This window comes from Thiomonas sp. FB-Cd, from assembly GCF_000733775.1.
In the GTDB taxonomy this organism is placed as follows: domain Bacteria; phylum Pseudomonadota; class Gammaproteobacteria; order Burkholderiales; family Burkholderiaceae_C; genus Thiomonas_A.
The window spans coordinates 429,225-450,672 of the sequence record NZ_JPOE01000005.1 but is presented as its reverse complement, the minus strand read 5'-3'; the positions used below and the strand labels follow the sequence as shown (position 1 = coordinate 450,672).

Sequence of the window (21,448 nt, the reverse complement as noted above, 5' to 3'; positions counted from 1 at the left end):
CGAATCGACTGGCTATGCTGCAATGTCTAAGACCACGTGCTGCGCGATCCTGCGGCCGGTCGAAGGAGTTTGATGCCGGATACCCAATGCGCCATTCTCGCCCTGGATCAGGGGACCTCCAGCACGCGCGCCATCTTGTTCGACCAGGAAGGGGCCATACTGGCGCACAGCCAGCGCGAGCTCCCTCAAAGCTACCCCCGTCCTGGTTGGGTCGAACATGATGCGCGTCGCATCTGGGCCGACCAGCGCGCCACCGCGCGTGAGGCGCTTGCGGGGGCGGGTGCACGGCGCGTCATGGCGTTGGGCCTGACCAATCAACGTGAAACCACGCTGCTGTGGAACCGTGCAACCGGCGAGCCCCTGTATCCCGCCATCGTCTGGCAGGATCGGCGTACCGCGGACCTTTGTGCTGGATTGCGCACGCAGGGGCTGGAGGCGGAGGTGCATGCCCGCACCGGTCTTTTGCTCGATCCCTATTTCTCAGGCACGAAGCTCAAGTGGCTTTTTGACAACATCCCAGGCGCCCGTGCGCAGGCTTTAAAGGGAGAGCTCGCCTTTGGGACCATCGATTCCTGGCTACTCTGGATGCTGTCAGGTGGCGCCGACGCTGCCACGCGGGCCCGGGCCGTGCACGCGACTGACGTGAGCAATGCGAGCCGTACCCTGTTGTGGAACATTCACACCCAAGATTGGGATGATGTCTTGCTCGCCGCGTTCGATATTCCGCGCGAAGTATTGCCTCAGGTGCACACGTCCGGGTATGGCTATGCACACACAGCACCAGGACTGTTACCCGACAGCCTGCCCATCGGCGCGATGGCAGGCGATCAGCAGGCCGCATTGTTCGGCCAGGCTTGCGTGCGGGCCGGATTGGCGAAAAACACATATGGCACCGGCTGTTTTTTACTCCTCCATACCGGAGACGTTGCGCAGGAAAGCCAGCATGGGCTGCTTACGACCGCAGCTGCCCAAGCTGCGGGTCAGGGACCGCAGTATGCCCTTGAAGGTAGCGTGTTCGTGGGCGGTGCGGTGGTGCAATGGCTGCGCGATGGGCTCCACGCCATCAGCGCGAGTGCAGAAGTGGAGCAATTGGCCCAGAGCGTGCCTGACAGCGGTGGCGTGGTTTTCGTGCCTGCATTCACGGGCTTGGGGGCACCGTATTGGCGGCCCGACGCCACTGGCACCATCACCGGGCTCACCCGCGGCACGACGGTCGCGCACGTCGCGCGCGCGGCACTGGAGAGCATTGCATTTCAGAGTGCGGCTTTGCTTGAGTCGATGAACGCGGATACCCAGGCAGCGGGGGGTCGCCAAGTACTCGAGTTACGCGTGGATGGGGGCGCCAGTAGCAACGACCTGTTGATGCAATTCCAGGCGGACCTTCTTGGCATCCCAGTCGTGCGCCCACAGGTGCTGGAGACCACCGCCCTGGGTGTGGCCATGCTCGCGGGGCTGAGCTGTGGTGTATACGCAGGGTCCGACGCGATTGAGGCCTTATGGAAACCTGCACGTCGCTTTCTACCCCAGCTTGGCGTGGAGCGCGCGCGCCAGCGCATGCAGGAGTGGGAGCACGCTGTGCGCAAAGCGCTAACTCCCTAGAAAGGCAGGCAGTTCTGGGGCGGGACACGGCACCCGTGCCGGGCTACGAGTTTGGGGCCGCGTATGGCCCGGACGGATTACTGCAGTGCTGCTAGCGCTGCAGCATAGTTCGGCTCGTTGCCGATTTCCGGTACGAGCTCCGAATGCAGAACCTTGTCGTGTTCATCGAGCACCACCACTGCGCGCGCGGTCACGCCCACGAGTGGCCCGGTGGCGATCTTGACGCCATACTCTTGCATGAACTCAGGGTGACGGAAGGTCGAAAGCGTGATGACGTTATTCAGACCCTCCACGCTGCAAAAGCGGCTGGCGCCAAACGGAAGGTCAGCGGAAATCACAAGCACGACCGTGTTGTGCATCTTTCCCGCGTCGGCATTGAAATGTCGCGTTGACTGTGCACAGGTTGGCGTGTCCAGCGACGGCACGATGTTGAGGACCTTGCGCTTGCCGGCGAATGCATCCAGCCCGACGTCAGCCAGTTCCTTGTTGGTCAGCTTGAACGCCGGCGCCTTACTGCCTGGCTGCGGTAAATGGCCGTTGACTTCAATATGGGAGCCGTGGAGTGTGACTTGAGCCATGATGTCTCCTTTGTGCAGGGTTGTCGAGGAACGGGCCGAGCGGCCCTGGGTCAATGCCTGCGATGCATGCACCGGACCAGCCACCGCATGGTAGTCACGAACAGCGACGCCTGCAGGGGTGTGGCTATGCTGCCCCGAATGGAGCCGGTTCGTTTGGCCGACAGACTTTGCGCTTAGCAGTCTTCGCACTAGCGCCGACGGCGCATCACGATGACCATTCTCGACACGGTAAGTGATGAGTGTGGGTGATCAAGGGGGCGCGCGGGTCGGGCGCGAAGACAATTGACGCAGAGTTTTTGGACGAGACCGAAATGCTGCGCAACATCAGGCGGCACTCGCCCGCTGCAGCTGCACGGACGGACATGGAACCGACCCGTACGAGCAGTACACGCAGCAGTCGCCGGGCAGTGGTCGCAGAACCGCCTTGCACTGCTGACACTCGTAGAAGAACTGACATGCGTCCGTGGGCATGGTCTCCAGCTTGGCGAAGCCACAGTGCGGGCAGGTCAACACTGATTCGAGAATGGCTGCATCCATGGGCGGCTCACAGTTGAAGGTCATTTGGCGCCTGTCTTGGCTTGACTTGGACCAGCCACAAGCAGCCGCCCCTCAGAGCGGGCATGTCAAGCTATCGGTTCGGCAGCGCTCAAACACGCCGTGCCCAAGGGCCTAGCGTGGCACGTTCAAGACTGCCAAGCTTACGCTCAAAGCGTGCTGAGTCAAGCAGGGAGCGCTCGATGAGCCCAGCTCGGACCGCGCTCGCGTACTGCTCACGCATTGCATCAAAGGGCACGCGCAAGAGCGCCTTGGCTGCCGAGGCAAAGGGCACGCCGTCGCCAATGCCCACCAACCCGTCGCACGGCGCTGGAGGGCAGGCTGGACTATAGGCAGATGGGTAGGCGGCTACCACAGAAACCTCCGCCCTTCATGACCCGTGAGCGCGGCATGCAGCGGAAAACTATCGTGAGCCGTGCCGCGGTACTCGAGGTCGTGGATACGACGCTCGAGGTCTGCTGTATCGACAGATTGGGCGAGGTAATCCTCGTCAAGCTGCTCCTGCGACTCAATGCCTGAAAAAACTTTTTGAAGAAATTGCTTGAATGCGGCCATGGTGCTTCTCCCTCGTGAGGAGTGTTGTCATAGAAACTAGGGTTAACCCTAATCTAACAGCTTCTCGACAGGATTCAAGAGCGCACACCAACGTTGTTGCTTTGCAGCAAATGGTGCTTTCAAATGCTTTGCGCCCTTGAATTCAGCCCGAAGGAGCTATATCGAATGGTTGCCGCGTTGCGCCAATGCTGGCAGTTGTTGGGATGGCGTTGTCAGCAGTCGCGATCCACGCCATGTTGATGCGATGGTCGCCGCCCGCTCGAGGATCCAAGCGCGGCTGCGTTAGAGGCGTCGCGTTGCGACTCGCTGGTCCATGCGGCTGCAATACTCGCTGCGCCGGAATCCCATTGAGCTCGCAGACGATTCTCGGAGGCAACTCATGTCAGGCGACATTGAGAACTGACCCCCCTCCGACACAGAGGAGGCCAAGTGAAAGAGTCCGTCGCACTCGTCCGGCCTTTCCAGGTCGCAGCAGACCTTGGGAGCCAGACCATCCTGGTGCCGCAGGAATTGCAGAAGATGTTGGCGTTGTCGGCGCTGAGTTGGGCAGCAAAGGAGATCGGCTCGGAGTTCGGCAGCAGCGGTTGGCTGTTGCCTCGCGGCTTGTGCGTCGCGGTGAGATCTATCCCGCCAACTGCTCTTGCACGGCCCGCCGGAACTGCAGCGGAGCCGCAATCCTGTGAAACGGGTCGTGCGTGCCACCAGTGCCGACTATCGCAATCGAGCCGTAGTCGAAAATCCTTCCCGCAATCCCTTGGTCGACTTTGATGCTCTCTATTTTGTTGAGGACGATTTCCACGGACGTCCTGCGAATGAGGCCGACTTTCATGATGACCCTCTTGTTGGTCACTGCAAACTCGGACGTCTGGTAACGGACAAAGGCGCTGAGGAATCCCGCCAATCCGGCAGCCAGGAGAATGACGCCGATGGACGCGATATCGCCATCAAGAGCGAGGACGGCGAGGCCCAGGAGCACGATCAGGGAAGGAGAGATGAAGATGACGCGGCTGAGGTGACCGCGAAACATGACGTCCTCGTTGCTAAGCAGATTGCGGTTGATGTAGCTCATATCCCCCCGGTCTTGGTCCGTTAAACGATGGCTTTCACCGTCCGGACTGCGCGCATTCGAGTGTCCTGGTCGATGAGAGCCTGTCGCGCCATTCAAGGGCGCGCAATGGTCGGTACGTCACTGGGCGCGCTCCGCAAGAGGTGCACGCGGTCTCAGTTTAGGGGTTGCCGCTGAAACCAAGCCAGCACAAGTGCGACCCCGCGCATGCGCGGGGAAAGGCGCGGGATTTCCAGCGCGCTAAGCCATGTCTAATACTCCACTCGGCATAAGCTAAGTTTGTGGCATGACACTCTCATCAACGCAATTGAAATGCGCCGCCTCTCGGTTTCTCCGCAGAGGCATCGTTCAACACCATTGATGGAGTATCACCATGAAATTGAGCAAATCCTTCCTTGCCGCCAGCGCGATTGCCCTCGGATTGGGCACTGCAGTCACCGCCCATGCCTTTGATGGCCAGCAATACACCAAGGACGCCAAAGTCACGCTGGAGCAAGCCAGAGCCATCGCCCTGAAGGCCATTCCTGGCGCCACCATCACGGACCAGGAACTGGAGCATGAAAAGGGTGGCAGCGGTCTGCGCTACTCGTTTGACGTGAAAGTCGGCCAGGCCGAGCACGAAATCGGCGTGGACGCCAAGACGGGCGCAGTCTTGGAGAACAGCGTCGAGGGTCCGAACAAGGACTGATGAGCGAGTGGGGCTCCGGCATGAGCGCGGGGCCCCGCGCCAGCTCTGATGCGTGCCTGAACACGAGGTTCGCATGCCTGAGGCTCTCAGCCGGATCTGATGCGCCTGCAGTCGGTATGCGATGACCCGATGCGCGACAAGCCCCGCTGTTCAGGACGGGAAGGATAGCGCGGATGCCACAGGCATCCTTGTCAGACTTGCCGGGTGTTCTCTTGTGCTGTCTATTTATCCTGCAATGATGGCGGGACGCGCCCGGATCGCCTGCCAAGTGCGTGGTGCAGTTAGGCCGCCAGCAACAGGAACCCACCGAAGCGACTCTTCCCGGCTCGATGCAGGGGTGAGCGCCGTAGGAATCTCTGCCCTTTCCGCGCAAGCGGTGGCGACAGCCAAGGGCGGTGAGGATGTCAAGAGGCTAAGTGCCTCGCTCGATGAGATCGGCCATAGTGACAGGGATCTTGGCGCCGCCATTCCGTAGCCCAGCCGCCACCCCCGCACAATCACGTGGGCCATCGTCCTGGCAAAGCTTCCATTTGCCTTGGAGATGCGACACCTCGATTTCAATGCCGACTACGGCCTTGACCATGGCGTCCATGTAATCCGCAGGCGCGTCTGCCACCGCCCAGGGTGGGGTACGTCCGGCCTCATGCTGCATTGTCAGGGCTTCGACCAGCTGGCGCACCCAGAGCCCTTCGTCCTTGATGCAAAGCACTCCTCGTGCGTGGACCGCCACGTAGGCCCACGTTGGCACGACCTTGCGCGTCTCGGTTTTGCTCGGATACCAACTGGGGCTGACGTAAGCGTCGGGCCCACGGAACACGGCGAGCGCCTCGCTGCCGTCCCGCGTGCACCTCCACGCCGGGTTCGCCCGTGCTACATGCCCACGAAGGTAAATCTTGCTTGCCTCCTCGACGAGCAGGAAGGGGACAAGATTCGCGTCGAGGCCCTCGCTGCCCAACGTGACCAAAGTCGCCAAGGGATGGCTGCTGATGAGTGTGCGCACCGCCGCAGGGTCGGTCTGCTCAAAATGCCTCGGAAGGTACATCGATGTAAATCCTCTCGACAATGATCGGGTGCCGGCGCAAATGCAGTGCATTCCAGGCACGATGGCGGTTGGCGCCGCCTAATTTGCGCATGAACGCTTACCGCTCCGTCAGACTTGCTCGATCATGCGCAAACATGATCGAAGCTGACTTCCTGCTTCGTCGAAGCCGGTTTCACGCGAGCCTTGCGGCGCGCGCCAGAGCCTTCCTCTCCACAGGCTGAAACCGCAGAACTTGCGGCCAGGTTCTTGAGGTTCACGGCGGCGTTGTGATCGCGGTCGTGCGCCGCGCCACAGGCCGGACACGTCCATTCGCGCACCGATAGCGGCAGCACGTCCAGCACATGACCGCAGCCCGAGCATGTCTTGCTGCTCGGGTAGAAGCGATCGGCGAGGATGACTTCACCGCCGCGCATCGCAGCCTTGTACTCGACCTGACGGCGAAACTCCGCAAAGCCCATGTCGGAGACTGCACGCGCCAGATGGCGGTTTCGCACCATGCCGCGCACGTTCAGGTCTTCGAGCACGATGGTCGAGAACCGACGCGTGAGATCGGCGCTGAGCTTCTGCAGCCCATCTTGCCGCACGTTGGCAATGCGCGCGTGCAGCTTTGCCAGCTTTGCCCTTGCCTTGCGCCGATTGGCCGATCCCTTAACCTTGCGGCTCAGAGACCTGGACGTGCGCCGAAGCCGGGCCAGCAACATGGCAAGGGCCTTGGGGCCGTGAACAACTTCTCCCGTTGAGAGTGTCGCCAGCGCCTGGATACCCAAATCCACACCGACCATGCCTTGGTTTTCGGCTTGGGCCAGATGCGAAGTATCTTGGGTTTCGACGGCGATGGAGGCGAACCAGCGATCGGCGACACGGGAGACGGTCGCCGAGGTGATCTTGCCTTCAAAGCGCAAGGGTTCGCGCATGCGCACCCAGCCAAGGGCCGGGATGCGAATACGGGAGCCTTCGACGCTGAACTGGTCGTTGGTCAGGGTAAAGCGGTCGTGAACGCCCTTGCGTCGGAACGTCGGGTAGCGGGCGTGCTTCTTGAAAAAATTGTTGAACGCTTCGCCCAACTGGATGATCGCCATTTGCGGCGCGTTCTTCGTGACTTCGAGCATCCACGGGAACTGCTCGCGCTTGATGGCGTTCAACTGGCGGCGCAGCGACATCTGCGAAGGTTTCGGAAGGGCTGAATCGGCCTTGGTCGCTTCATATTGCCTCTTCCACTCCGCCAGCGCCCAGTTGTAGGCGAAGCGCGCAACGCCACATGCGCGGGCAAAGTAGGTCGCCTGCGCGTTGTTCGGATCGAGCGCGATCTTGTGGGCGAGGATCATGGTGCCGTGCCTTCCACAACGCCGCGCACGGCGTCGATGAGCTTCTGGTTCTTGCGCGAGCGGCTTCCATACAGCCGCGCCGAAAACACGGTGATGATCTCCAGAACGTCCTTCGCCAAATCTTCCTCGAACGTCGCGTCCTCCCCTTGGTTGAGAATGACGACTTCCACGCCCTTGGCCTCGCAAATCGCGAACACGAGTTCCGCGCCAAAGCGCAGCAGGCCGTCTTTGTGCGTGATGACCAAGCGCCCGACTTCGCCGCCAATGATGGCGTCCAGCAGGCGCTTGAGCCCTTTCTTGTGGTAGTTCATGCCCGTGCCGAGGTCGGCAATGACTTCGAACGTCCAGCCCTGCCGGGCGCAGTAAATCTCCAAGACCTGCTTCTGCCTCTCCAGATCGTCCTTCTGGTCGTGGCTGGACACACGCGCATACGCCACGGTCTTGCGTGCGGCATCGACTTGCGCGCGAAACATCTCCGGCTTGAGCCGCGCAAGGTCATAGCGGCGACGCCCGCCCGCCGTGCGCTCGTCAGGCAAGAGCCGTCCTTCGCGCTCCCATCGGCGCAAGGTCTGCGCCGACACGCCGAGCGCTTCGGCGGCTTCATGGATCGGGACGAGCTTCTTAAACATGCTCAACTTGTATATGATCGCGCAAGTTCGCGCAACTATTTATTGAGTGGTGCAAGCCCCTACCGCTGGCGGACTTGCTGCCTGCCCGCTCATCACTGCTTGGCCAAGGACGGCAGCCAGCTCGGCCGGCCTGCCATCGCCCCGCTCAGCGCAGAGGCAGGCGAGCTGTGTTGACGCTCAACGCTGGTGCACATGCAGCATTCACACGTTGAGCGCGCAGAACACCGTTCCCGACGTGGCGTGATGCGTCATGCTTTCAGCGCCGGGCCACCACCACCGCTTCGTTGCCCTGTGCAAACAGGTAGACCTGCGAATGCATGCCTGCCTGGGTGAAAGCTTCCTGGATTTCATCAGGTCGCAGGAAATGGTTGCCTTGCACATGCTCACTCAGGTTCTGAAACGCCAAAGCCTTGCGGCTGGGCTCGCGCAAGGCTGTGCGGTCTACCGGCCAAGCCGGCTCCCAGATGGCAACGTAGCCACCCGGTTTGAGGTTGGCGCGCAGCCAGGCGAATAGCGCTGGAGTATCCTTTTCCCACACATGATGCAGTGCACGGTTCATTGCAATCAGGTCGGCAGGTTCGTCCAGGGTAAGCGCGTGGATGTCGCCGTGGATGAAGCGCAGCCTCTCGCCCAGATCTTCCCGCGCCGCCAAGGCTTGGGCTTGGCTGATGTTCTCCTGGAATCCGTCAATACCCAGACCACGCAGCTTGCCGCAGCGCCGCGCCAGTGCCCGCAGATACCAGCCATTGCCGCAGCCCAGATCCACAGCCAATCCTCCACGGGCATCGACGTCAGCGAAAGCAGGGACTGCGGGGCAGATGGTGCGCTCAAATAGTGGTGCGAAACTGGCTTCGAGCATCGGGCCGAACCACGGTAGAACTGTCTCGCATTCGGCCAGCACCTGCTCGCCCGGGCGCTCACCGGTGCGCATGAGGCCGGTGGCGCGTTCGGCCATGTGTGCCGACAGGACAGATTGCACGGCCATGGGCATGAGAGTGTCAGGCGCTTCAGGACGCATGGCCTGGCCCATTGGCGTAAGACGGAATACATCACCGTCGACATCCAGGTAGCCGAACGCATAAGCCGCGTCACACCAGCGCAGGACGTACTCGGGGTCAAGCTGGCCTGCTTCGGCAAGGGCAGCCGAAGATGCAGTGCCAAGGTTGTGCAGGGTGCTGAACAAGCCGTTGACCACGCCAATATAGGCAATGTTCAGGCTGAGCGCAGACTGGGATTGCTGGCGGAATTGGGTTTTGAGATCGTCTGCAGTCATTGGGAAGTCGTGAAACCGTGAGGTAAGAATGGAATGATTGTGTCACGCCGGCTCCGGTAGCTGTGCTTCAGGATGCATTGACCGCATGTGGGCTTCCGGTATTCCCGGGAGTATCGAAAGTTTGCAATGACTGAAGGTATGGTTTTGGCTTGGAATGGGTAACCAACCGAATCCAGGCTGCAATCAGCACACAATCGGACCACGGCAAGCCCCTGGCGGCGGAAGGCAGTCACTGGCGGTGTCCGAGGGTTTCACACAGGGGCAAGAAGACATCCTTCCTATGCGGCTTGTACCCCCGCCCATTTGCCACCGTCTAAGGCATGAAAAGAGCTGCAAGGCCTTGATCTTTCTTCACTTTGCAACCTCGTATGAATACTGGCGAACCGGGTGTTGGTGGTGTTTTGTTGCCCCCGCGAACCCGGTCTCACTGCGATCCATGGCAATAGATCGGGCTCGTGCGGGATGCTGCGGATCAAGAATTCCTGCGACTGACGCTGCTGGATCCCATCATCATCCAGTCCATCCTGACCGGGCAGCAGCCCCGATGCATGGGCATGCGGTGGTCGCAGCGGGAACCGTTGCCAACCAACGGGGTGGCACAGCGGGCGGTGGTGGCGGGGTTTGATGCGTGATGCTCTGAATTTGATTCACGCCACCCTGGCCTGTCCAAGTACCCCTTGGCTGTCAACGCGCCAGCTGACGATACAGCTCATCGAACTGCGCAAGGCTGTCGACAAACGCCCGCTCGACGCCCTCACGCGTAGGAGCCGCCATCTCGCGCTGGTCGGGCTTGAGGCTCACTTGCTCGTCATCGCCGGCGCTGGGCAACGCTGTCGATTGCATCATCAGACGACCTTCTTTGCATCCTTGAGCAGCAGGAGAAGTTGCTGTTCCCGCAGGGGTGATGCGTTGAACCCGAACCGGGTGTAGAACCGCGCCGCTTCTTGATCGATGGGATGGGTCAGCATGGCCCGGATGCCGGCCTGCTCGGCAATCAGCATCGTGCGGCGAATCGCATCCTGCTGCAGGCCAAAGCCTATGCCTCGCCCCTGATCCACCACCGAGACAGCGAGCCTCGCCAGTATCACCACCGGTAAGGGGTACTGCCCCATTCCCTTGCGGATACGCTCCGGCGCTTCCAGCGAATCAACCTGCCCCACGGTCAGGCTGAAGTAGCCCGCCACGCGGCCATCGTCCTCGGCAACGACGAAGGTCTTGGCCGAGCCACTGCCCTGGGCTTGGCGCGAGTGGCGGAAGAGCCAGTCGTTTAGTGCGGGCTTGCCGCAATCAAAACCTTCCAGCCGATGTTGCGCGGCCAGGGGCTCCGGTGCGCGCAACGTCACTTCGCGTCCCAGGGAGCCTTGCGGGCAAACAGATCACGCAAACCCTCATTGGCCTGTTCGGGGCGCTCCAGCAGATCCATCAGGGCCTGGTACTGGCTGCCCGAGACCATGAACAATCGTTGATCGAGCAGTGTCTGCTCGGCGGCCAGGCAAGCGCTGTCGAGGATGAAATCGGTCAGCGACTTGTGGGCCACTTCAGCTGCACGGCGCAGCACCACCTCCTGTTCGGGGGTGGCGCGCAGCCCAAGTCGGGCGGAGCGAGCGGAAGGCGACGATGCAACAGCAGTCATGGCAGCACCTCTTGTGTTAGATCATTTGCCGCAATGTTAGTACAAGTGACATACACTGTTTAGTTGCGCTGGTACCCGGTGGCCTTGGGTGACATTGAACCGGCGCACGTAAGCTGTTTATTTTGCAAGACCAGCATCTGCGCCTACCCGCAGGGCCAAACGGAGAAAAGAGACGGCGCTGGCCGAGAAAGTAGCCGATTCGGGGCGTTTCGGCAGGTGGCCACCCGCAGCACGGATGGCCGGAATCCCGGGCGGCGCGGGAATTTCGGGAAAAGAAAAGGGCCCGGAGATTTTCCGAGCCCTTGTGTATGGTGGCGGACAGTTGACCATGTGCTGACTGGCCTCCCAAGCTTATGAGCACTGGCGAGGGCTGCTGCGGGCTTAAGTGCAATACTGTTCAGATAGAGTGTAATCAGCGATAATTCGTCCTCATTGAGACTTGGATGAGGGCGGGGCATGGCTAGAACACGCAAGACGCTTGCAGCGCAGGTGGATGTGGCGCACCTGATCAGCGCAGGCGTGCTCGCCAGCGTGTGTCCGCGGGCGCTGATTGAGGAAGTGCTGAGCGAGACAGGCCGAGCCAGTCAGCGTGAGCGTCTATTACCTGCACCGGCGGTGGTGTACTACGTGATGGCGTTGGCGCTGTGGCGCGAAGCGCCTTTGGAGGAAGTGCTGCGGGTGGTCTGCGAGGGCCTGCAATGGCTGGGTGGGGGTCGAGCCGGTGCGGTCCAAGCCAGCAAATCGGCGATTTCGCAGGCGCGCACGCGGCTGGGCGCCGAAGTCCTGCATCGGTTGGCCCAGCGGGTGTTGCGACCGCTCGCTCAGCCCGGGGCGCCGGGCGCCTGGTATCGCGGACTGCGCGTGATGGCCTTGGACGGAAGCTGCATGGATGTGGCCGACGAGGCGGCCAACGCCGACTATTTCGGCTATCCCGGTGCTGCCCGCGGCCAGAGCGCCTTTCCACAGGCGCGGCTGCTGGGCCTGGTGGAGTGTGGAACCCACGCGGTGGTGGCCGCCGACATTGCGCCCTATCACCAGAGCGAACGTGCCATGGCCAGCCAACTACTGCCTGGGAAGTTGACGCCAGACATGCTGGTGCTGGCCGACCGCGGCTTCTACGGATTCAAGCTCTGGAGCCTGGCGTGCGCCACCGGCGCCAAGCTGGCCTGGAGAGTGCGATCCACGATCAAACTGCCGATTGAAAAGACACTGCCCGACGGCTCCTATCTCAGCACGGTGTTCGACAGCGAGGATCGCCAGCGCGAGCGCGTCGGACACACCATCCGGGTCGTCGAGTACCTGTTGAGCAACTCCGCCACGCCGACGCAGGACAGCTACCGGTTGGTCACCAACATCCTGGACCCCGTGGATGCGCCGGCGCTCGAACTGGCGGCGCTCTACCACGAGCGTTGGGAGATCGAGAGCGTCTTCGCCGAATTCAAGACGCATCTGCGCTCCAACAGTACCGTCCTGCGCAGCAAGACGCCGGAGTTGGTGAGGCAGGAACTCTGGGGTTGCTTCTGGCACACTTCGCCATTCGCCAGCTCATGGCGCAAGCCGCCTGGCCGCGCAGTCTCGATCCGGATCGCCTGAGCTTTACCCACGCGGTGCGTGTGATCAAGCGAAAAATGCCGCAAGCCGCGGCCATTCCCCCCTGAGCATCTGCCCCAGTGGCGCGACGCGCTGCTCGAGGAAATCGCCTGCGGCCGCTGCGTGAGCAGCCGAGGGCAAACCAATCCGCGCGGCGTCAAGCGCAAGATGAGCAACTACCCCTTGCGCCGTCGCGGCGAAACCCTCCATCAACGCCATCAGCCGCAACCGATCCTCCGTATCTGAACAGTATTGGGCTTAAGTGAGAACTTGCGAATGTCATTCAGTCACAGCCACGTCACCACCCAATCGGTATCCCATCGCCTTGTAACCAGCCTGCCGCTTGTCCCACATCCGCAGTAGCGCCGGGTGGCCGGTGTCCACGAAGTCAATGATCCGCACGTCGGCCTTGCAGGCGTGCTCACGGTGCAGGCGCCCGGCGTACTGCTGAAGGGTGCCTTTCCAGGAAACTGGCATAGCCAGTACCAGGGTGTCCAACGGCGGGTGATCGAAGCCCTCGCCAACCAGCTTCCCAGTCGAAAGTAGAACGCGCGGCGCATCGGGCGGTAGTGCATCAAGGTCTGCAACCAGCGCCGATCGCTGCTTCTTCGACATTCGACCATGCAAGACGAACGGTACCGGTAGCAGGCCGTCGAGCTCGGCCTTGATGGCATCGAGGTGTTCCGTACGCTCGGTCAGGACCAGCACCTTGCGTCCCTGACCGACTGCATCACGCACCTCGGCGGCGATGGACTCCGTCCTCGCCTGGTCATTGGCGAGATGTCGAAACACGTCTTGGATGCCAGCATCGGTGGGCAGGTCGATACGCGTAAAGCGTGAACGAGGCAGCACTTCCAGGTCGTGTGGCGCGCCAGCGGGGCTGGCCGCCGTGTATCGGATCGGCCCGCACTGCATGAAGATGATGGGTTGCTGACCATCACGGCGGATGGGTGTCGCTGTCAGGCCCAGCACGTACTTGGCCCTGGTCCGCTTCAAGATGGCATCAAACGACACAGCGCCAACGTGGTGGCACTCGTCCACAATCACCTGACCATAGTTTTCTACCAACGGGTTCACTTCGCCCTGTCGGGAGACGGACTGCATCACGGCAATGTCGATCTTGCCAGTAGGTTTGGCTTTGCCACCCCCGATGGTGCCGACCACGCCCTTTCCAACACCCAGAAAAGCCTGCAGACGTTCCTGCCATTGCTTGAGCAGTTCCGTTCGATGTACCAGCACCAGTGTGTTTACACCACGGCGAGCGATCATTGCGGCGGCAGTGACCGTTTTGCCAAAGGCCGTTGGAGCGCACAGCACGCCGGTGTCGTGATGCAGCATTCCGGCAACTGCAGCCTCCTGGTCCAGACGCAAAGAGCCGACGAAGGAGACGTCGATGGGTTCCCCGCCGAAGCACTCATCGCGCAGGTCACAGGCGATGCCGGTGACCCGCAGCAGATCCAGCGCGGCATCGAGGCAACCGCGAGGCAAGGCGATGTGCTGCGGGTAGTTCTCCGCATTGCCGATGACACGGGGCTTGTCCCAGACCGACATGCGCATGGCCTGGGCTTTGTAGAACTCGGGATTCTGGAAAGCTGCCAGACGGATCAGGCGGTTGGCCAGTGCCTGCGGAAGTTGGGCCTTCTCAAAATAAACCAGATTGGCCAGCGTCACGGTCAGCGACTTGGGCATCTGCCCAGCCAGCTTATTGGTCGCCGTGCTCTGCCGCTTCCAGGGTGTGGCCAGGTCTTCATCATCGATGAAGGTGACGTCAAGTGGATGGACGCCACCTGTGGCACGCAGGATGGTCGGCTCGATGTCGTGTACCGGCATGGGCTGGATAGACGCCAGGAATCCCCACTGATCTGGATAAGGTTGCAGGTCAGCGTCGACGAACACGCTGCAGCCACTCTCGCGAGGCGACTTTTGCAGCGGCAAAGCGATCAGGTTGCCGAAGCCGCCTTTGGGCATCGTGTCCTGGTTCGGGAACAGCCGGTCGTAGGATTCCAGCTTCAGTTGCCGGGTACGCGAGCAGGTGTGGCTGATGATGGCGGTGCCAAGGCGCCGGGCGTCACGTGCAGAAACACGGCTGGCGAAGAAAACCCACGCGTGGGCGCCATTCCCAGACCGAGAGATTTCCAGCGCCGCTGGAACACCCAGTTCCTCACAGGACTGTATGAAGGCTCGTGCGTCGTCACGCCAGTCGGCCTCGTCAAAGTCTGCAGCGAGGAAGTAACAGGTGTGATCTTCCAGCAGCGGATAGACACCAATGGTGTGCTCGCCAGCCAGATGGTCGTAGATCACCGCGTCGGACAGCGGGATCAGCAGGCGGTTGCTGCAATCGCCGCATTTGACTCTGGGCTTTTCGCAAACACCGGCTCGCCACTCGTTGGCGCAGGCTGGCGCGTAGCCTGACTTGCCTGAGGTCTTGCCTTCCCAGCGGACCGGGTATACATCTGTGCGCCCGCGAAACAGGCGTCGGAACAGAGCTACCTTCTCGGCGGTGGAAAGCCGGGAAGGCTCCGGATCACTCGCCACGACGACGGCCGATTGCGGCATACGCCACTCAATGCCGTGGGATTCAAGGATCGCGATCAGGCGGGCGTTTTCGGCCTGCAGAGTTGAATAAGCGGTCCGTTCAGTCATCGACCCCGTACTCAGAAAGCAACTCATCCATATCGTCGCCCACACCGTAACCAAAGTTGTGGCTGATGTTGCGAACCACGTCCAGACGTTCCCAGAACGTAGATCGCGCCGCCTCGGGCAATGCGGCAATCGCCTTCAAGGCTTGTTCGAACATTCGCACTAGTGCGTCGAAGTAACCCTCATCCTGCAGGCCAATGTCGTTGCTGAACCCGGCTGCACGCTCACAGTAAAACACCATCAGTTCCGCAAGTCCGTCGGGTTGCCCAACAGCTTTCTTGTAATCCGAAACCGCCTTCTTCGCCTTGGCGACCGAGGTGTCCTGGTTCTTGAAAACATCCGGCCACAGCCAACGGTCAATGGTGACCTTGTAGGGTTTCAGAACGTCGTCGCCGAGCGCAAAGCGTGCATGCAGAAATACCTGGTTCTCCTTGCTGGCAGCGTACAGGTCTTGCACCAGCCCCAGCAAACCTGCGCGGTCGAAGTCGGCCAGCTTGGTTTTGACATCGCCCCAGCTCGGTGTAGCCCTTGTGGGTTTCTTCGTTGCCATGCGGGTCAGTCCTTGCCCGTGTTGGGCGCATCACCGGATTCGATCTGTTTCAGCAGCCGGTCAAAGTCGCTCTCAAACAGCCGATCCTGCACGATGCGGTATTTTTCAAACTCGCTTTCGGCATGGGCCTTGGCGATTTCCGCCGTCACCTTGCCGGCATCCTGGAGGACCTCGCGATCGGTGGCCTCGATGAAGCGGTTCAGGCGGGTTTCCCAGTCCTGCATGGTCATCGGGATTTTGCGCTGTGCCATGTCCTCGGCCACATCCAGATAGGCGTTGACCAGGCGTGAGAGTTGCGCCATTTCGGGCTCGGTCAGGTAGTTCTTGGCGACCACGACATCGAACTTCTGAATCTTCCCGCCCGGCGCATCCTTCCAGGTGGTCAAGCCCATATTGGGCTGGTCGGCATCGGCGCGGTGGTAGACCACCTCGGCTGCCGTCTGTCCGTGGATGGCCCAGTGCAGCTTGTTCTGCACGGTGGCGAAGAAACGCTTTGTGGCCTGGGCCGTCACATCGTAGTCAATGGCCGTGGCGTAGATGTCCGTGATCTTCTGGTAGAACTTGCGTTCCGAGATGCGGATCTCGCGGACACGTTGCAGTTGCTCTTCGAAATACTGATCGGTGAGGACCGAACCACCAGCCTTGATGCGCTCATCGTCCATCACGTAGGCCTTGATGGTGAACTGCTCGATGATGCCCGTCGCCCACTTGCGGAACTGCACAGCTCGCTCGGAATTCACCTTGTAGCCCACCGCGATGATGGCCGGCAGCTTGTAATGCTGGGTGTCGTAGCTCTTGCCGTCCGAGGCAGTTATCCGAAAATTTCGGATAACTGAATCAGCCTCCAGTTCGCTATCGGAAAAAACCTTCTTTAGGTGGTAGTTGATGGTTCGGACGTCAACGTCATAGAGCAGCGCCATCATTTTCTGCGTGATCCAGACATTCTCGTCAGCGTACACCGCTTCCACGCCGCCCTGGCCGCTGGCTGCGATGAACGTCAGGTACTCGGCCGCCGAGGAGCGGACGAGGGAAACCTCTGTTTTGTTAGTCAGATTCGGCGGTACTTTCCTGCTGACCATCACAGCCCCTCACTTGCATTTATCGCTGATCACAGCTTTGCTCCGTAGGAGTTCGCCAAGCGATCCAAGAGGTCCTTGTGCCGTGTCTCCAGGTCAGGTAGGGCAAACGCTGTTGTGGCCAGCAAGCGCTGAGAGTTCGGTAAGCTTTCGACGCGGTCCTCAAAGTAGCGTACCCGCTTGTCGGCGTAGTCAAGATTCCCTAAGGATGTGTTCTTGCGACGCGATAGAAGCATCAGGTTGCCCAAGCGGTGGAGCCAAGCGTCCCTCTGATCCTCTGTGAAATCCTTGACCCATTGGCTTGTCGCGGAAGGTGTCTGCGGCAAGATGTGCTCAACGCTAATTTCATCGGGCAGATTCAGCGGGGCTGCGTGGCTGGCGAGCAGGTATTCCAGCCGCAGCAACACGTACTTGGCAAAGCGGCGACCATAGATCGCGCCGTCCAGCAGGACAGCCAGTTGCTTGCCATCAAACTCGAAAACCTTGCTGTCCAGCACGTCAGCTGGCACTTTGGCACCGTCGATGGCCTTCAGCACATCGTTCATATTGCTGATGCGCTGAGTGGGTGTGAGCTGAAGAATCCAGTCAGCAGAAAACTTGTTGTCGATGCATTCAATCAGATTGAGCAATTTTTCTGCCTTGAACTTGCGATACCAGGCAAGCACCGGAGGAATCCAATCGGTGGACGGAAGCCCCTTGCGCATAACGTTGATGCGGTTGCGATACGCATTGCCCAGTGCAGTCGGCAGATCATCGAATTGAATGGCTTGATCAAATGCGTCCTTGTAAGCTTTGACGGCTTCAAAGGTATCACTGCCCAGCGCCAGCAGTGGCGGCTTGGAACCATAGATGCGTTCGTCAAACTCTTTGAGCAGACCTTCGCGCGCTTTGTCTTTCACATAGATGGTGCGCACCAAAGACAGGAAGCGGTCGAACTCATCGCGGCCCATCTCACCCTCGACCTCCTCCCAGTACTCCGCCCACTTGCTGCGATCCTTCTCGCCAGTGATCGCCCCCAGGTTCTTAGCCTTGAGGATGTCGCTGTTCGACAGAGGAATACCCCGATCGTTAAGAATGGTGAACAGCCGGAAGGCGTCATCCAGATCCTCGGTCGACACATAGATGAACAGCGCATTGTTCAGCAAGTAGCCCACAAAACGGTCAAATTCGCCCGCACTCTGGAAGCGCTCGGCGTCATCAAAACTAGCGTGGATGGTCTGCATACCTGCGGCCATATTCGCCAGCGACAGGTTTTTGCTGGAAGCGATGGCGGGCAAGTCCACGCTCCGCGACCCGTCGTTTGCCTTGATGTAGCGTTCAATGAATGCACCCACGTTGTCGCGGATGTCATAAACGATGCGATTGCGCCCAGGGATTTTTTTCCACTTGTTCTCTTCCTGGTACAGCATCTCGCGGCACGCGCCTTTGAGCTTGGCATCCGTCACCCGATCTCGAATGCAGGCCAGCATCAGCATCAGCGTGGTCAACCGCTGCTGACCATCGAGCAATTCATATTCCTCGAAGGCCACGCCATCCATCGTTCGCGTCGCTTTGCGCAGAACCATCGAGCCCAGGAAATACTGCCCCTCGGGGTTGTGCTCGCTGGCGTAGTTCACATCGTCGATCAGCTCAGAAATTTCATCCTTGCCCCAGACGTAGGCACGCTGGTAATCCGGAATTCGAAACCAGAAGCGCGAGAACACCTCGCCAATGACAATCTTCGCACTTTCAATTTGGCCTTTTTTACTTGAGCTCATCATTTCCTCGGATTAATTGGTTTTAGCAGACGAAATCTCATCAAGCTGCGAATGGCCGGTGATCAGCAGCAGCCTGTTGATGGTGTCATTCATAGTCGGCGGCCAATAAGCCCTCAAATAAGCTCTTCGCACTCGATGCCCCCAAAACCGCCTGCCGAACATCTGCGCGTGTTAAACAGGTACACCGGGCTGCTGCTCGCTAAGAAGCAGGTCTGCTTCCTGGCAGGCGCTGCGGAGAACGAAAGTCGACACGGGCATCCCTGCAACTTCTGCCGCGCGGCGCAGCAAGTCCCGCTGCTCGGGTGTCATCCGCAGCGCAATTCGAATCCAGCCGTTCATTGATTCGTTCTGGTCGGTCACTTCACTCCCCTTCGACCCTTGCAAATCGGCGCATCCAGGGATCGATGTGGGCGATATCAAAAGTGCCCGACTCGAACATCTGCATCATCTCCGCATAGATCTGCATCGGCGCACGCTGCAAGCGCCAGCCATTGATGCGCAGGAACACGTCGGCCGCCGCAAAGGCGATGCGCTTGTTTCCGTCCACAAACGGGTGGTTGATTGCCAGGCTTTCCAGCAGGGCAGCAGCCTCAGCCACAATGTCGTCGTAATAGCCGGTCTGCGGGCGGAACAGTGCGGCCTCCAGCGCCCCCGGGTCACGCACGCCCGGCGCGCCGCCGTAACGCTGCATCAGCACCGTGTGCATGCCCAGCACATCGGCCACGGTCAGGTAATCGTGAGCCACGGTTTACTTGGCCAGTTCGCGGTAGAGGCTGTCAAACTCATCCAGACTGGAAGCGAAAGAGGCCATCACGTGGCGGCGGGGGCGCTCCTTCTGCTGCCGGTCGATGTAGTCGCGCAGGGCGTCATCGAGCACCGCCTGGAACTGGCGGCCTTGGCTTTCTGCGATCTGGCGCAGCGCCGCTAGCACATCGGGCGCGGCCTGGGAGGAAAACTTTTCGCGGACAGCAGTCGTCATGGCCATCTCCATCATGATTCATCTTGACGATTCATGATAGAGCAAGATGGGAACGTTTGCCACACCGTGAATCCCGTTCGATGCCTGACCGGCGGCCTTGGTTGACGATGAACCGGCGCGCGTAAGTTGTTGATTTTGCAAGAGCCGAATCTGCGCCTACCCGCAGGCCAAACGGAGAATAGAGACGACTCTGGCCGAGAAAGAGGTCGATTTCGGGCGTTTCGGCTGGCGGCCACCCGCAGTACAGTTGGCCGGAACCCCGCGTGGCGCGGGGATTTCGGGCAAGAAAAAGGGCTCGGAGATTATCCGAGCCCTTGTGTATGGTGGAGAGGAGGATGCTCGACCAGAATGCCGTTCTAACACGTTGATTAGACTAGAGAATTTCCTCTTTGACTCCAAAGGTACAAGGCTTTGTACAACAAACTCCACGACCTTTTCACTCTAGCACAAGGTCCGGTTCGAGGGATGAAATAACAATCGAATAGCCGAAGCGCATTCGCCTGAGCCACCGCTCCACAGGGGTCCATCAGACAGCCTCTTGGAACGGCTTGGCGGCCAGTTAACCTGGCTCATGGCGGAGTTCCGCCAGCCCCATTACTTTCACCTCGCCTCTTAGGCTTCAACGGCGGAGCACGCCGCCGCCAAACACCATTGGCTCGCCCCCCCATCAAGCCCAGGCCAAGCCTTGATTTCAGCGACGCGGGCGGTGAGCGGGGTGGCGGGGTTGGGCTGGCTCGAGCAACAAAGCGAGGCGATGAATGGCGGTGTGATTTGGACTTGCGATTCGTCGGCCATGGTTGCCTGGAATCTGCACGGTGTTCGTGTTCAATCACGTGGATTGGCGTGAGATGCCTAGCCCAAGGCCGCCAACAGTTTCATGAAGTTGCGTTTGCTGCGCCACTGGCCTTTCCAGCCCACCAGCTCGTCCTGGAACTTGTTGAGCTGACCGATGCGGCGGTAAACCGCCTGCATGGCCTTGACGATGGCGAACGCACTCTCATAACGCGCATTGCCCCGGCCCTCGTCGACCCGCAAGGGCAATAGGATGCGGTAAACCGTCAGTGCATCCTGGGGGTGTGATGGGGCCCTGAGCGCCGCCAGCGGCTCCCACAAATGCTTTGCGGTCTTGCCGCCGCGAAACAGCTCCCACGCTTGGTCGCTTTGCTTGCTCTGGATGGCAATGGCCAACAGCTCGGACCGATAATGGGTTTGCCAGGGCGTGGGCTTCGTCTCCTTGGCTTCCTCAACCCGCATGCAGTCGCCGAGCAACCACAGCGCTTGTTTTTCAAGCTCGCGCTTGCGCCCAAGACGTTTGGCGGTGTCGAGCAGCTGATAAAACGCGCGGTGGCCTGGTGCTGCCGCGAAACGCGACCAAGCCACCGCCTGCGCAGCATCCTTGTCCTCACGCCGGATGTGCAGGTTGATGGCGAAATCGGCAAGCTCCGTGGTGTGGGCGTATCCGAACGCTTCCAACCCGGCCATGGCCCAATGCAGCGCCTGGTCGAGGTCCCCATGCTCTTGATGAAGCTGCACCAACTTCTGGAAGCGCGTCGCATTGGAGAGGTTCTTCTCGAGGACCGCAGCCACAGCGTGGATATCTCCGGTGGTCCGCGCCAGCGCTTCCATCGCCTGCTCGACACTGTACCGGCCCGCATCCCACTGCCCTTTGGCCTCGCTGCCCAGGACCGGTAGCGCATCCCAATGCTCGCGCAGCAAGGCTTCGTAGTGGCGCAGGCCCTCGGCGCCGAGCGCGGTCCGGTATTGGGGCAAGACAGCACTAAAGGCAATACTGTTCAGATACGGAGGATCGGTTGCGGCTGATGGCGTTGATGGAGGGTTTCGCCGCGACGGCGCAAGGGGTAGTTGCTCATCTTGCGCTTGACGCCGCGCGGATTGGTTTGCCCTCGGCTGCT

23 protein-coding genes and 1 pseudogene are annotated in these 21,448 nt (G+C 60.5%); 4 read left to right on the top strand and 20 right to left on the bottom strand.

Annotated elements, in window-relative coordinates:
- Nucleotides 1–72: 72 nt before the first annotated feature.
- A complete protein-coding gene (glpK, locus tag CD04_RS0115740) occupies nucleotides 73–1,599 on the top strand; it encodes a glycerol kinase GlpK (RefSeq protein ID WP_031408457.1) in 1,527 nt (508 codons plus the stop codon).
- A 77-nt stretch (nucleotides 1,600–1,676) separates the two neighbouring features.
- On the opposite strand, the gene tpx is transcribed toward glpK, so the two are convergent.
- The 5 genes from tpx to CD04_RS0115715 all read right to left on the bottom strand — a co-directional run bounded on the left by tpx (nucleotide 1,677) and on the right by CD04_RS0115715 (nucleotide 4,356).
- Nucleotides 1,677–2,177, bottom strand: a complete 501-nt coding sequence (gene tpx, locus CD04_RS0115735) for a thiol peroxidase (RefSeq protein WP_031408455.1) — start codon at nucleotides 2,175–2,177, stop codon at nucleotides 1,677–1,679.
- 324 nt (nucleotides 2,178–2,501) lie between these two features.
- A complete protein-coding gene (locus CD04_RS24860) occupies nucleotides 2,502–2,714 on the bottom strand; it encodes a GDCCVxC domain-containing (seleno)protein (RefSeq protein ID WP_031408453.1) in 213 nt (70 codons plus the stop codon).
- A 109-nt stretch (nucleotides 2,715–2,823) separates the two neighbouring features.
- Entirely contained in the window at nucleotides 2,824–3,087 is a 264-nt protein-coding gene (locus CD04_RS22110) for a hypothetical protein (protein ID WP_081858045.1), read from the bottom strand.
- Complete coding sequence (locus CD04_RS22105; RefSeq protein ID WP_038168460.1) at nucleotides 3,081–3,287, bottom strand: DUF3563 family protein; 207 nt, start codon at nucleotides 3,285–3,287, stop codon at nucleotides 3,081–3,083. Before CD04_RS22105 ends, CD04_RS22110 begins: the two co-directional genes overlap by 7 nt.
- Nucleotides 3,288–3,909: 622 nt before the next feature.
- Nucleotides 3,910–4,356 carry a PH domain-containing protein gene (locus CD04_RS0115715; RefSeq protein ID WP_031408452.1) on the bottom strand — a complete coding sequence of 149 codons (447 nt, stop codon included), beginning with the start codon at nucleotides 4,354–4,356 and terminating at the stop codon, nucleotides 3,910–3,912.
- 370 nt (nucleotides 4,357–4,726) lie between these two features.
- Between CD04_RS0115715 and CD04_RS0115710 the strand changes: the two genes are divergently transcribed.
- Entirely contained in the window at nucleotides 4,727–5,041 is a 315-nt protein-coding gene (locus CD04_RS0115710; protein ID WP_031408451.1) for a PepSY domain-containing protein, read from the top strand.
- 412 nt (nucleotides 5,042–5,453) lie between these two features.
- Here the strand turns inward: CD04_RS0115710 and CD04_RS0115705 are convergent, their stop codons facing one another.
- The 4 genes from CD04_RS0115705 to CD04_RS0115690 form a co-directional block, all read right to left on the bottom strand.
- Nucleotides 5,454–6,083 (bottom strand): FMN-binding negative transcriptional regulator, encoded by a 630-nt coding sequence (locus tag CD04_RS0115705; protein ID WP_031408449.1) that lies wholly within the window; start codon nucleotides 6,081–6,083, stop codon nucleotides 5,454–5,456.
- A gap of 122 nt (nucleotides 6,084–6,205) precedes the next feature.
- The gene (locus tag CD04_RS0115700) at nucleotides 6,206–7,408 is read right to left on the bottom strand and encodes an RNA-guided endonuclease TnpB family protein (protein WP_031408447.1); all 1,203 of its coding nucleotides are present in this window, start codon (nucleotides 7,406–7,408) and stop codon (nucleotides 6,206–6,208) included.
- Nucleotides 7,405–8,037, bottom strand: a complete 633-nt coding sequence (locus tag CD04_RS0115695; RefSeq protein ID WP_031408445.1) for an IS607 family transposase — start codon at nucleotides 8,035–8,037, stop codon at nucleotides 7,405–7,407. The genes CD04_RS0115700 and CD04_RS0115695 overlap by 4 nt, the downstream gene beginning before the upstream one ends.
- Nucleotides 8,038–8,293: 256 nt before the next feature.
- On the bottom strand, nucleotides 8,294–9,310 hold the full coding sequence (locus CD04_RS0115690) for a trans-aconitate 2-methyltransferase (RefSeq protein ID WP_031408444.1): 1,017 nt from the start codon (nucleotides 9,308–9,310) through the stop codon (nucleotides 8,294–8,296).
- Nucleotides 9,311–9,765: 455 nt separating this feature from the next.
- Between CD04_RS0115690 and CD04_RS24215 the strand changes: the two genes are divergently transcribed.
- Nucleotides 9,766–9,942 carry a hypothetical protein gene (locus tag CD04_RS24215; RefSeq protein ID WP_197033146.1) on the top strand — a complete coding sequence of 59 codons (177 nt, stop codon included), beginning with the start codon at nucleotides 9,766–9,768 and terminating at the stop codon, nucleotides 9,940–9,942.
- 52 nt (nucleotides 9,943–9,994) lie between these two features.
- Here CD04_RS24215 and CD04_RS23890 read toward each other — a convergent pair whose 3' ends face one another.
- From CD04_RS23890 to CD04_RS0115670, 3 genes are read right to left on the bottom strand one after another with little or no spacing between them, the layout of a single operon-like run.
- Nucleotides 9,995–10,156 carry a hypothetical protein gene (locus CD04_RS23890; protein WP_156030308.1) on the bottom strand — a complete coding sequence of 54 codons (162 nt, stop codon included), beginning with the start codon at nucleotides 10,154–10,156 and terminating at the stop codon, nucleotides 9,995–9,997.
- Nucleotides 10,156–10,653: a GNAT family N-acetyltransferase gene (locus CD04_RS0115675; RefSeq protein WP_031408442.1), complete on the bottom strand. Its 498-nt coding sequence runs from the start codon at nucleotides 10,651–10,653 to the stop codon at nucleotides 10,156–10,158. Before CD04_RS0115675 ends, CD04_RS23890 begins: the two co-directional genes overlap by 1 nt.
- Nucleotides 10,650–10,943, bottom strand: a complete 294-nt coding sequence (locus CD04_RS0115670) for a DUF1778 domain-containing protein (protein WP_031408440.1) — start codon at nucleotides 10,941–10,943, stop codon at nucleotides 10,650–10,652. The genes CD04_RS0115675 and CD04_RS0115670 overlap by 4 nt, the downstream gene beginning before the upstream one ends.
- Before the next feature lie 456 nt (nucleotides 10,944–11,399).
- On the opposite strand from CD04_RS0115670, the pseudogene CD04_RS22100 reads away from it, so the two are divergent.
- Nucleotides 11,400–12,601: pseudogene (locus CD04_RS22100) on the top strand (IS4 family transposase).
- 211 nt (nucleotides 12,602–12,812) lie between these two features.
- On the opposite strand, the gene CD04_RS0115655 reads toward CD04_RS22100, so the two are convergent.
- The 8 genes from CD04_RS0115655 to CD04_RS0115610 all read right to left on the bottom strand — a co-directional run bounded on the left by CD04_RS0115655 (nucleotide 12,813) and on the right by CD04_RS0115610 (nucleotide 21,305).
- Complete coding sequence (locus CD04_RS0115655) at nucleotides 12,813–15,176, bottom strand: DEAD/DEAH box helicase family protein (RefSeq protein ID WP_031408436.1); 2,364 nt, start codon at nucleotides 15,174–15,176, stop codon at nucleotides 12,813–12,815.
- Entirely contained in the window at nucleotides 15,169–15,723 is a 555-nt protein-coding gene (locus CD04_RS0115650; RefSeq protein ID WP_031408434.1) for a hypothetical protein, read from the bottom strand. Before CD04_RS0115650 ends, CD04_RS0115655 begins: the two co-directional genes overlap by 8 nt.
- Nucleotides 15,724–15,728: 5 nt before the next feature.
- The gene (locus tag CD04_RS0115645) at nucleotides 15,729–16,802 is read right to left on the bottom strand and encodes a virulence RhuM family protein (protein WP_051849338.1); all 1,074 of its coding nucleotides are present in this window, start codon (nucleotides 16,800–16,802) and stop codon (nucleotides 15,729–15,731) included.
- Between the two features lie 29 nt (nucleotides 16,803–16,831).
- The gene (locus tag CD04_RS0115640; protein ID WP_031408430.1) at nucleotides 16,832–18,556 is read right to left on the bottom strand and encodes a DUF262 domain-containing protein; all 1,725 of its coding nucleotides are present in this window, start codon (nucleotides 18,554–18,556) and stop codon (nucleotides 16,832–16,834) included.
- A gap of 171 nt (nucleotides 18,557–18,727) precedes the next feature.
- Nucleotides 18,728–18,916 carry a DUF1778 domain-containing protein gene (locus CD04_RS0115630; RefSeq protein ID WP_031408428.1) on the bottom strand — a complete coding sequence of 63 codons (189 nt, stop codon included), beginning with the start codon at nucleotides 18,914–18,916 and terminating at the stop codon, nucleotides 18,728–18,730.
- Between the two features lies 1 nt (nucleotide 18,917).
- Nucleotides 18,918–19,301 carry a type II toxin-antitoxin system death-on-curing family toxin gene (locus CD04_RS0115625; RefSeq protein ID WP_031408426.1) on the bottom strand — a complete coding sequence of 128 codons (384 nt, stop codon included), beginning with the start codon at nucleotides 19,299–19,301 and terminating at the stop codon, nucleotides 18,918–18,920.
- A gap of 3 nt (nucleotides 19,302–19,304) precedes the next feature.
- Nucleotides 19,305–19,535 carry a hypothetical protein gene (locus tag CD04_RS0115620; RefSeq protein ID WP_031408424.1) on the bottom strand — a complete coding sequence of 77 codons (231 nt, stop codon included), beginning with the start codon at nucleotides 19,533–19,535 and terminating at the stop codon, nucleotides 19,305–19,307.
- Between the two features lie 852 nt (nucleotides 19,536–20,387).
- The gene (locus CD04_RS0115610) at nucleotides 20,388–21,305 is read right to left on the bottom strand and encodes a hypothetical protein (protein ID WP_051849337.1); all 918 of its coding nucleotides are present in this window, start codon (nucleotides 21,303–21,305) and stop codon (nucleotides 20,388–20,390) included.
- Nucleotides 21,306–21,448 lie beyond the last annotated feature (143 nt).

What these genes read in the sequence shown, in the direction of transcription:
- CD04_RS0115670 (WP_031408440.1), bottom strand. Translation starts at nt 10,943, where the DNA reads ATGACTGCTGTTGCATCGTCGCCTTCCGCTCGCTCCGCCCGACTTGGG.
- CD04_RS0115705 (WP_031408449.1), bottom strand. Translation starts at nt 6,083, where the DNA reads ATGTACCTTCCGAGGCATTTTGAGCAGACCGACCCTGCGGCGGTGCGC.
- CD04_RS0115690 (WP_031408444.1), bottom strand. Translation starts at nt 9,310, where the DNA reads ATGACTGCAGACGATCTCAAAACCCAATTCCGCCAGCAATCCCAGTCT.
- CD04_RS0115620 (WP_031408424.1), bottom strand. Translation starts at nt 19,535, where the DNA reads ATGACGACTGCTGTCCGCGAAAAGTTTTCCTCCCAGGCCGCGCCCGAT.
- CD04_RS0115640 (WP_031408430.1), bottom strand. Translation starts at nt 18,556, where the DNA reads ATGAGCTCAAGTAAAAAAGGCCAAATTGAAAGTGCGAAGATTGTCATT.
- CD04_RS0115655 (WP_031408436.1), bottom strand. Translation starts at nt 15,176, where the DNA reads ATGACTGAACGGACCGCTTATTCAACTCTGCAGGCCGAAAACGCCCGC.
- CD04_RS23890 (WP_156030308.1), bottom strand. Translation starts at nt 10,156, where the DNA reads ATGATGCAATCGACAGCGTTGCCCAGCGCCGGCGATGACGAGCAAGTG.
- CD04_RS0115650 (WP_031408434.1), bottom strand. Translation starts at nt 15,723, where the DNA reads ATGGCAACGAAGAAACCCACAAGGGCTACACCGAGCTGGGGCGATGTC.
- tpx (WP_031408455.1), bottom strand. Translation starts at nt 2,177, where the DNA reads ATGGCTCAAGTCACACTCCACGGCTCCCATATTGAAGTCAACGGCCAT.
- CD04_RS0115710 (WP_031408451.1), top strand. Translation starts at nt 4,727, where the DNA reads ATGAAATTGAGCAAATCCTTCCTTGCCGCCAGCGCGATTGCCCTCGGA.
- CD04_RS22105 (WP_038168460.1), bottom strand. Translation starts at nt 3,287, where the DNA reads ATGGCCGCATTCAAGCAATTTCTTCAAAAAGTTTTTTCAGGCATTGAG.
- CD04_RS24860 (WP_031408453.1), bottom strand. Translation starts at nt 2,714, where the DNA reads ATGGATGCAGCCATTCTCGAATCAGTGTTGACCTGCCCGCACTGTGGC.
- CD04_RS0115715 (WP_031408452.1), bottom strand. Translation starts at nt 4,356, where the DNA reads ATGAGCTACATCAACCGCAATCTGCTTAGCAACGAGGACGTCATGTTT.
- CD04_RS0115645 (WP_051849338.1), bottom strand. Translation starts at nt 16,802, where the DNA reads ATGGTCAGCAGGAAAGTACCGCCGAATCTGACTAACAAAACAGAGGTT.
- CD04_RS0115700 (WP_031408447.1), bottom strand. Translation starts at nt 7,408, where the DNA reads ATGATCCTCGCCCACAAGATCGCGCTCGATCCGAACAACGCGCAGGCG.
- glpK (WP_031408457.1), top strand. Translation starts at nt 73, where the DNA reads ATGCCGGATACCCAATGCGCCATTCTCGCCCTGGATCAGGGGACCTCC.
- CD04_RS0115695 (WP_031408445.1), bottom strand. Translation starts at nt 8,037, where the DNA reads ATGTTTAAGAAGCTCGTCCCGATCCATGAAGCCGCCGAAGCGCTCGGC.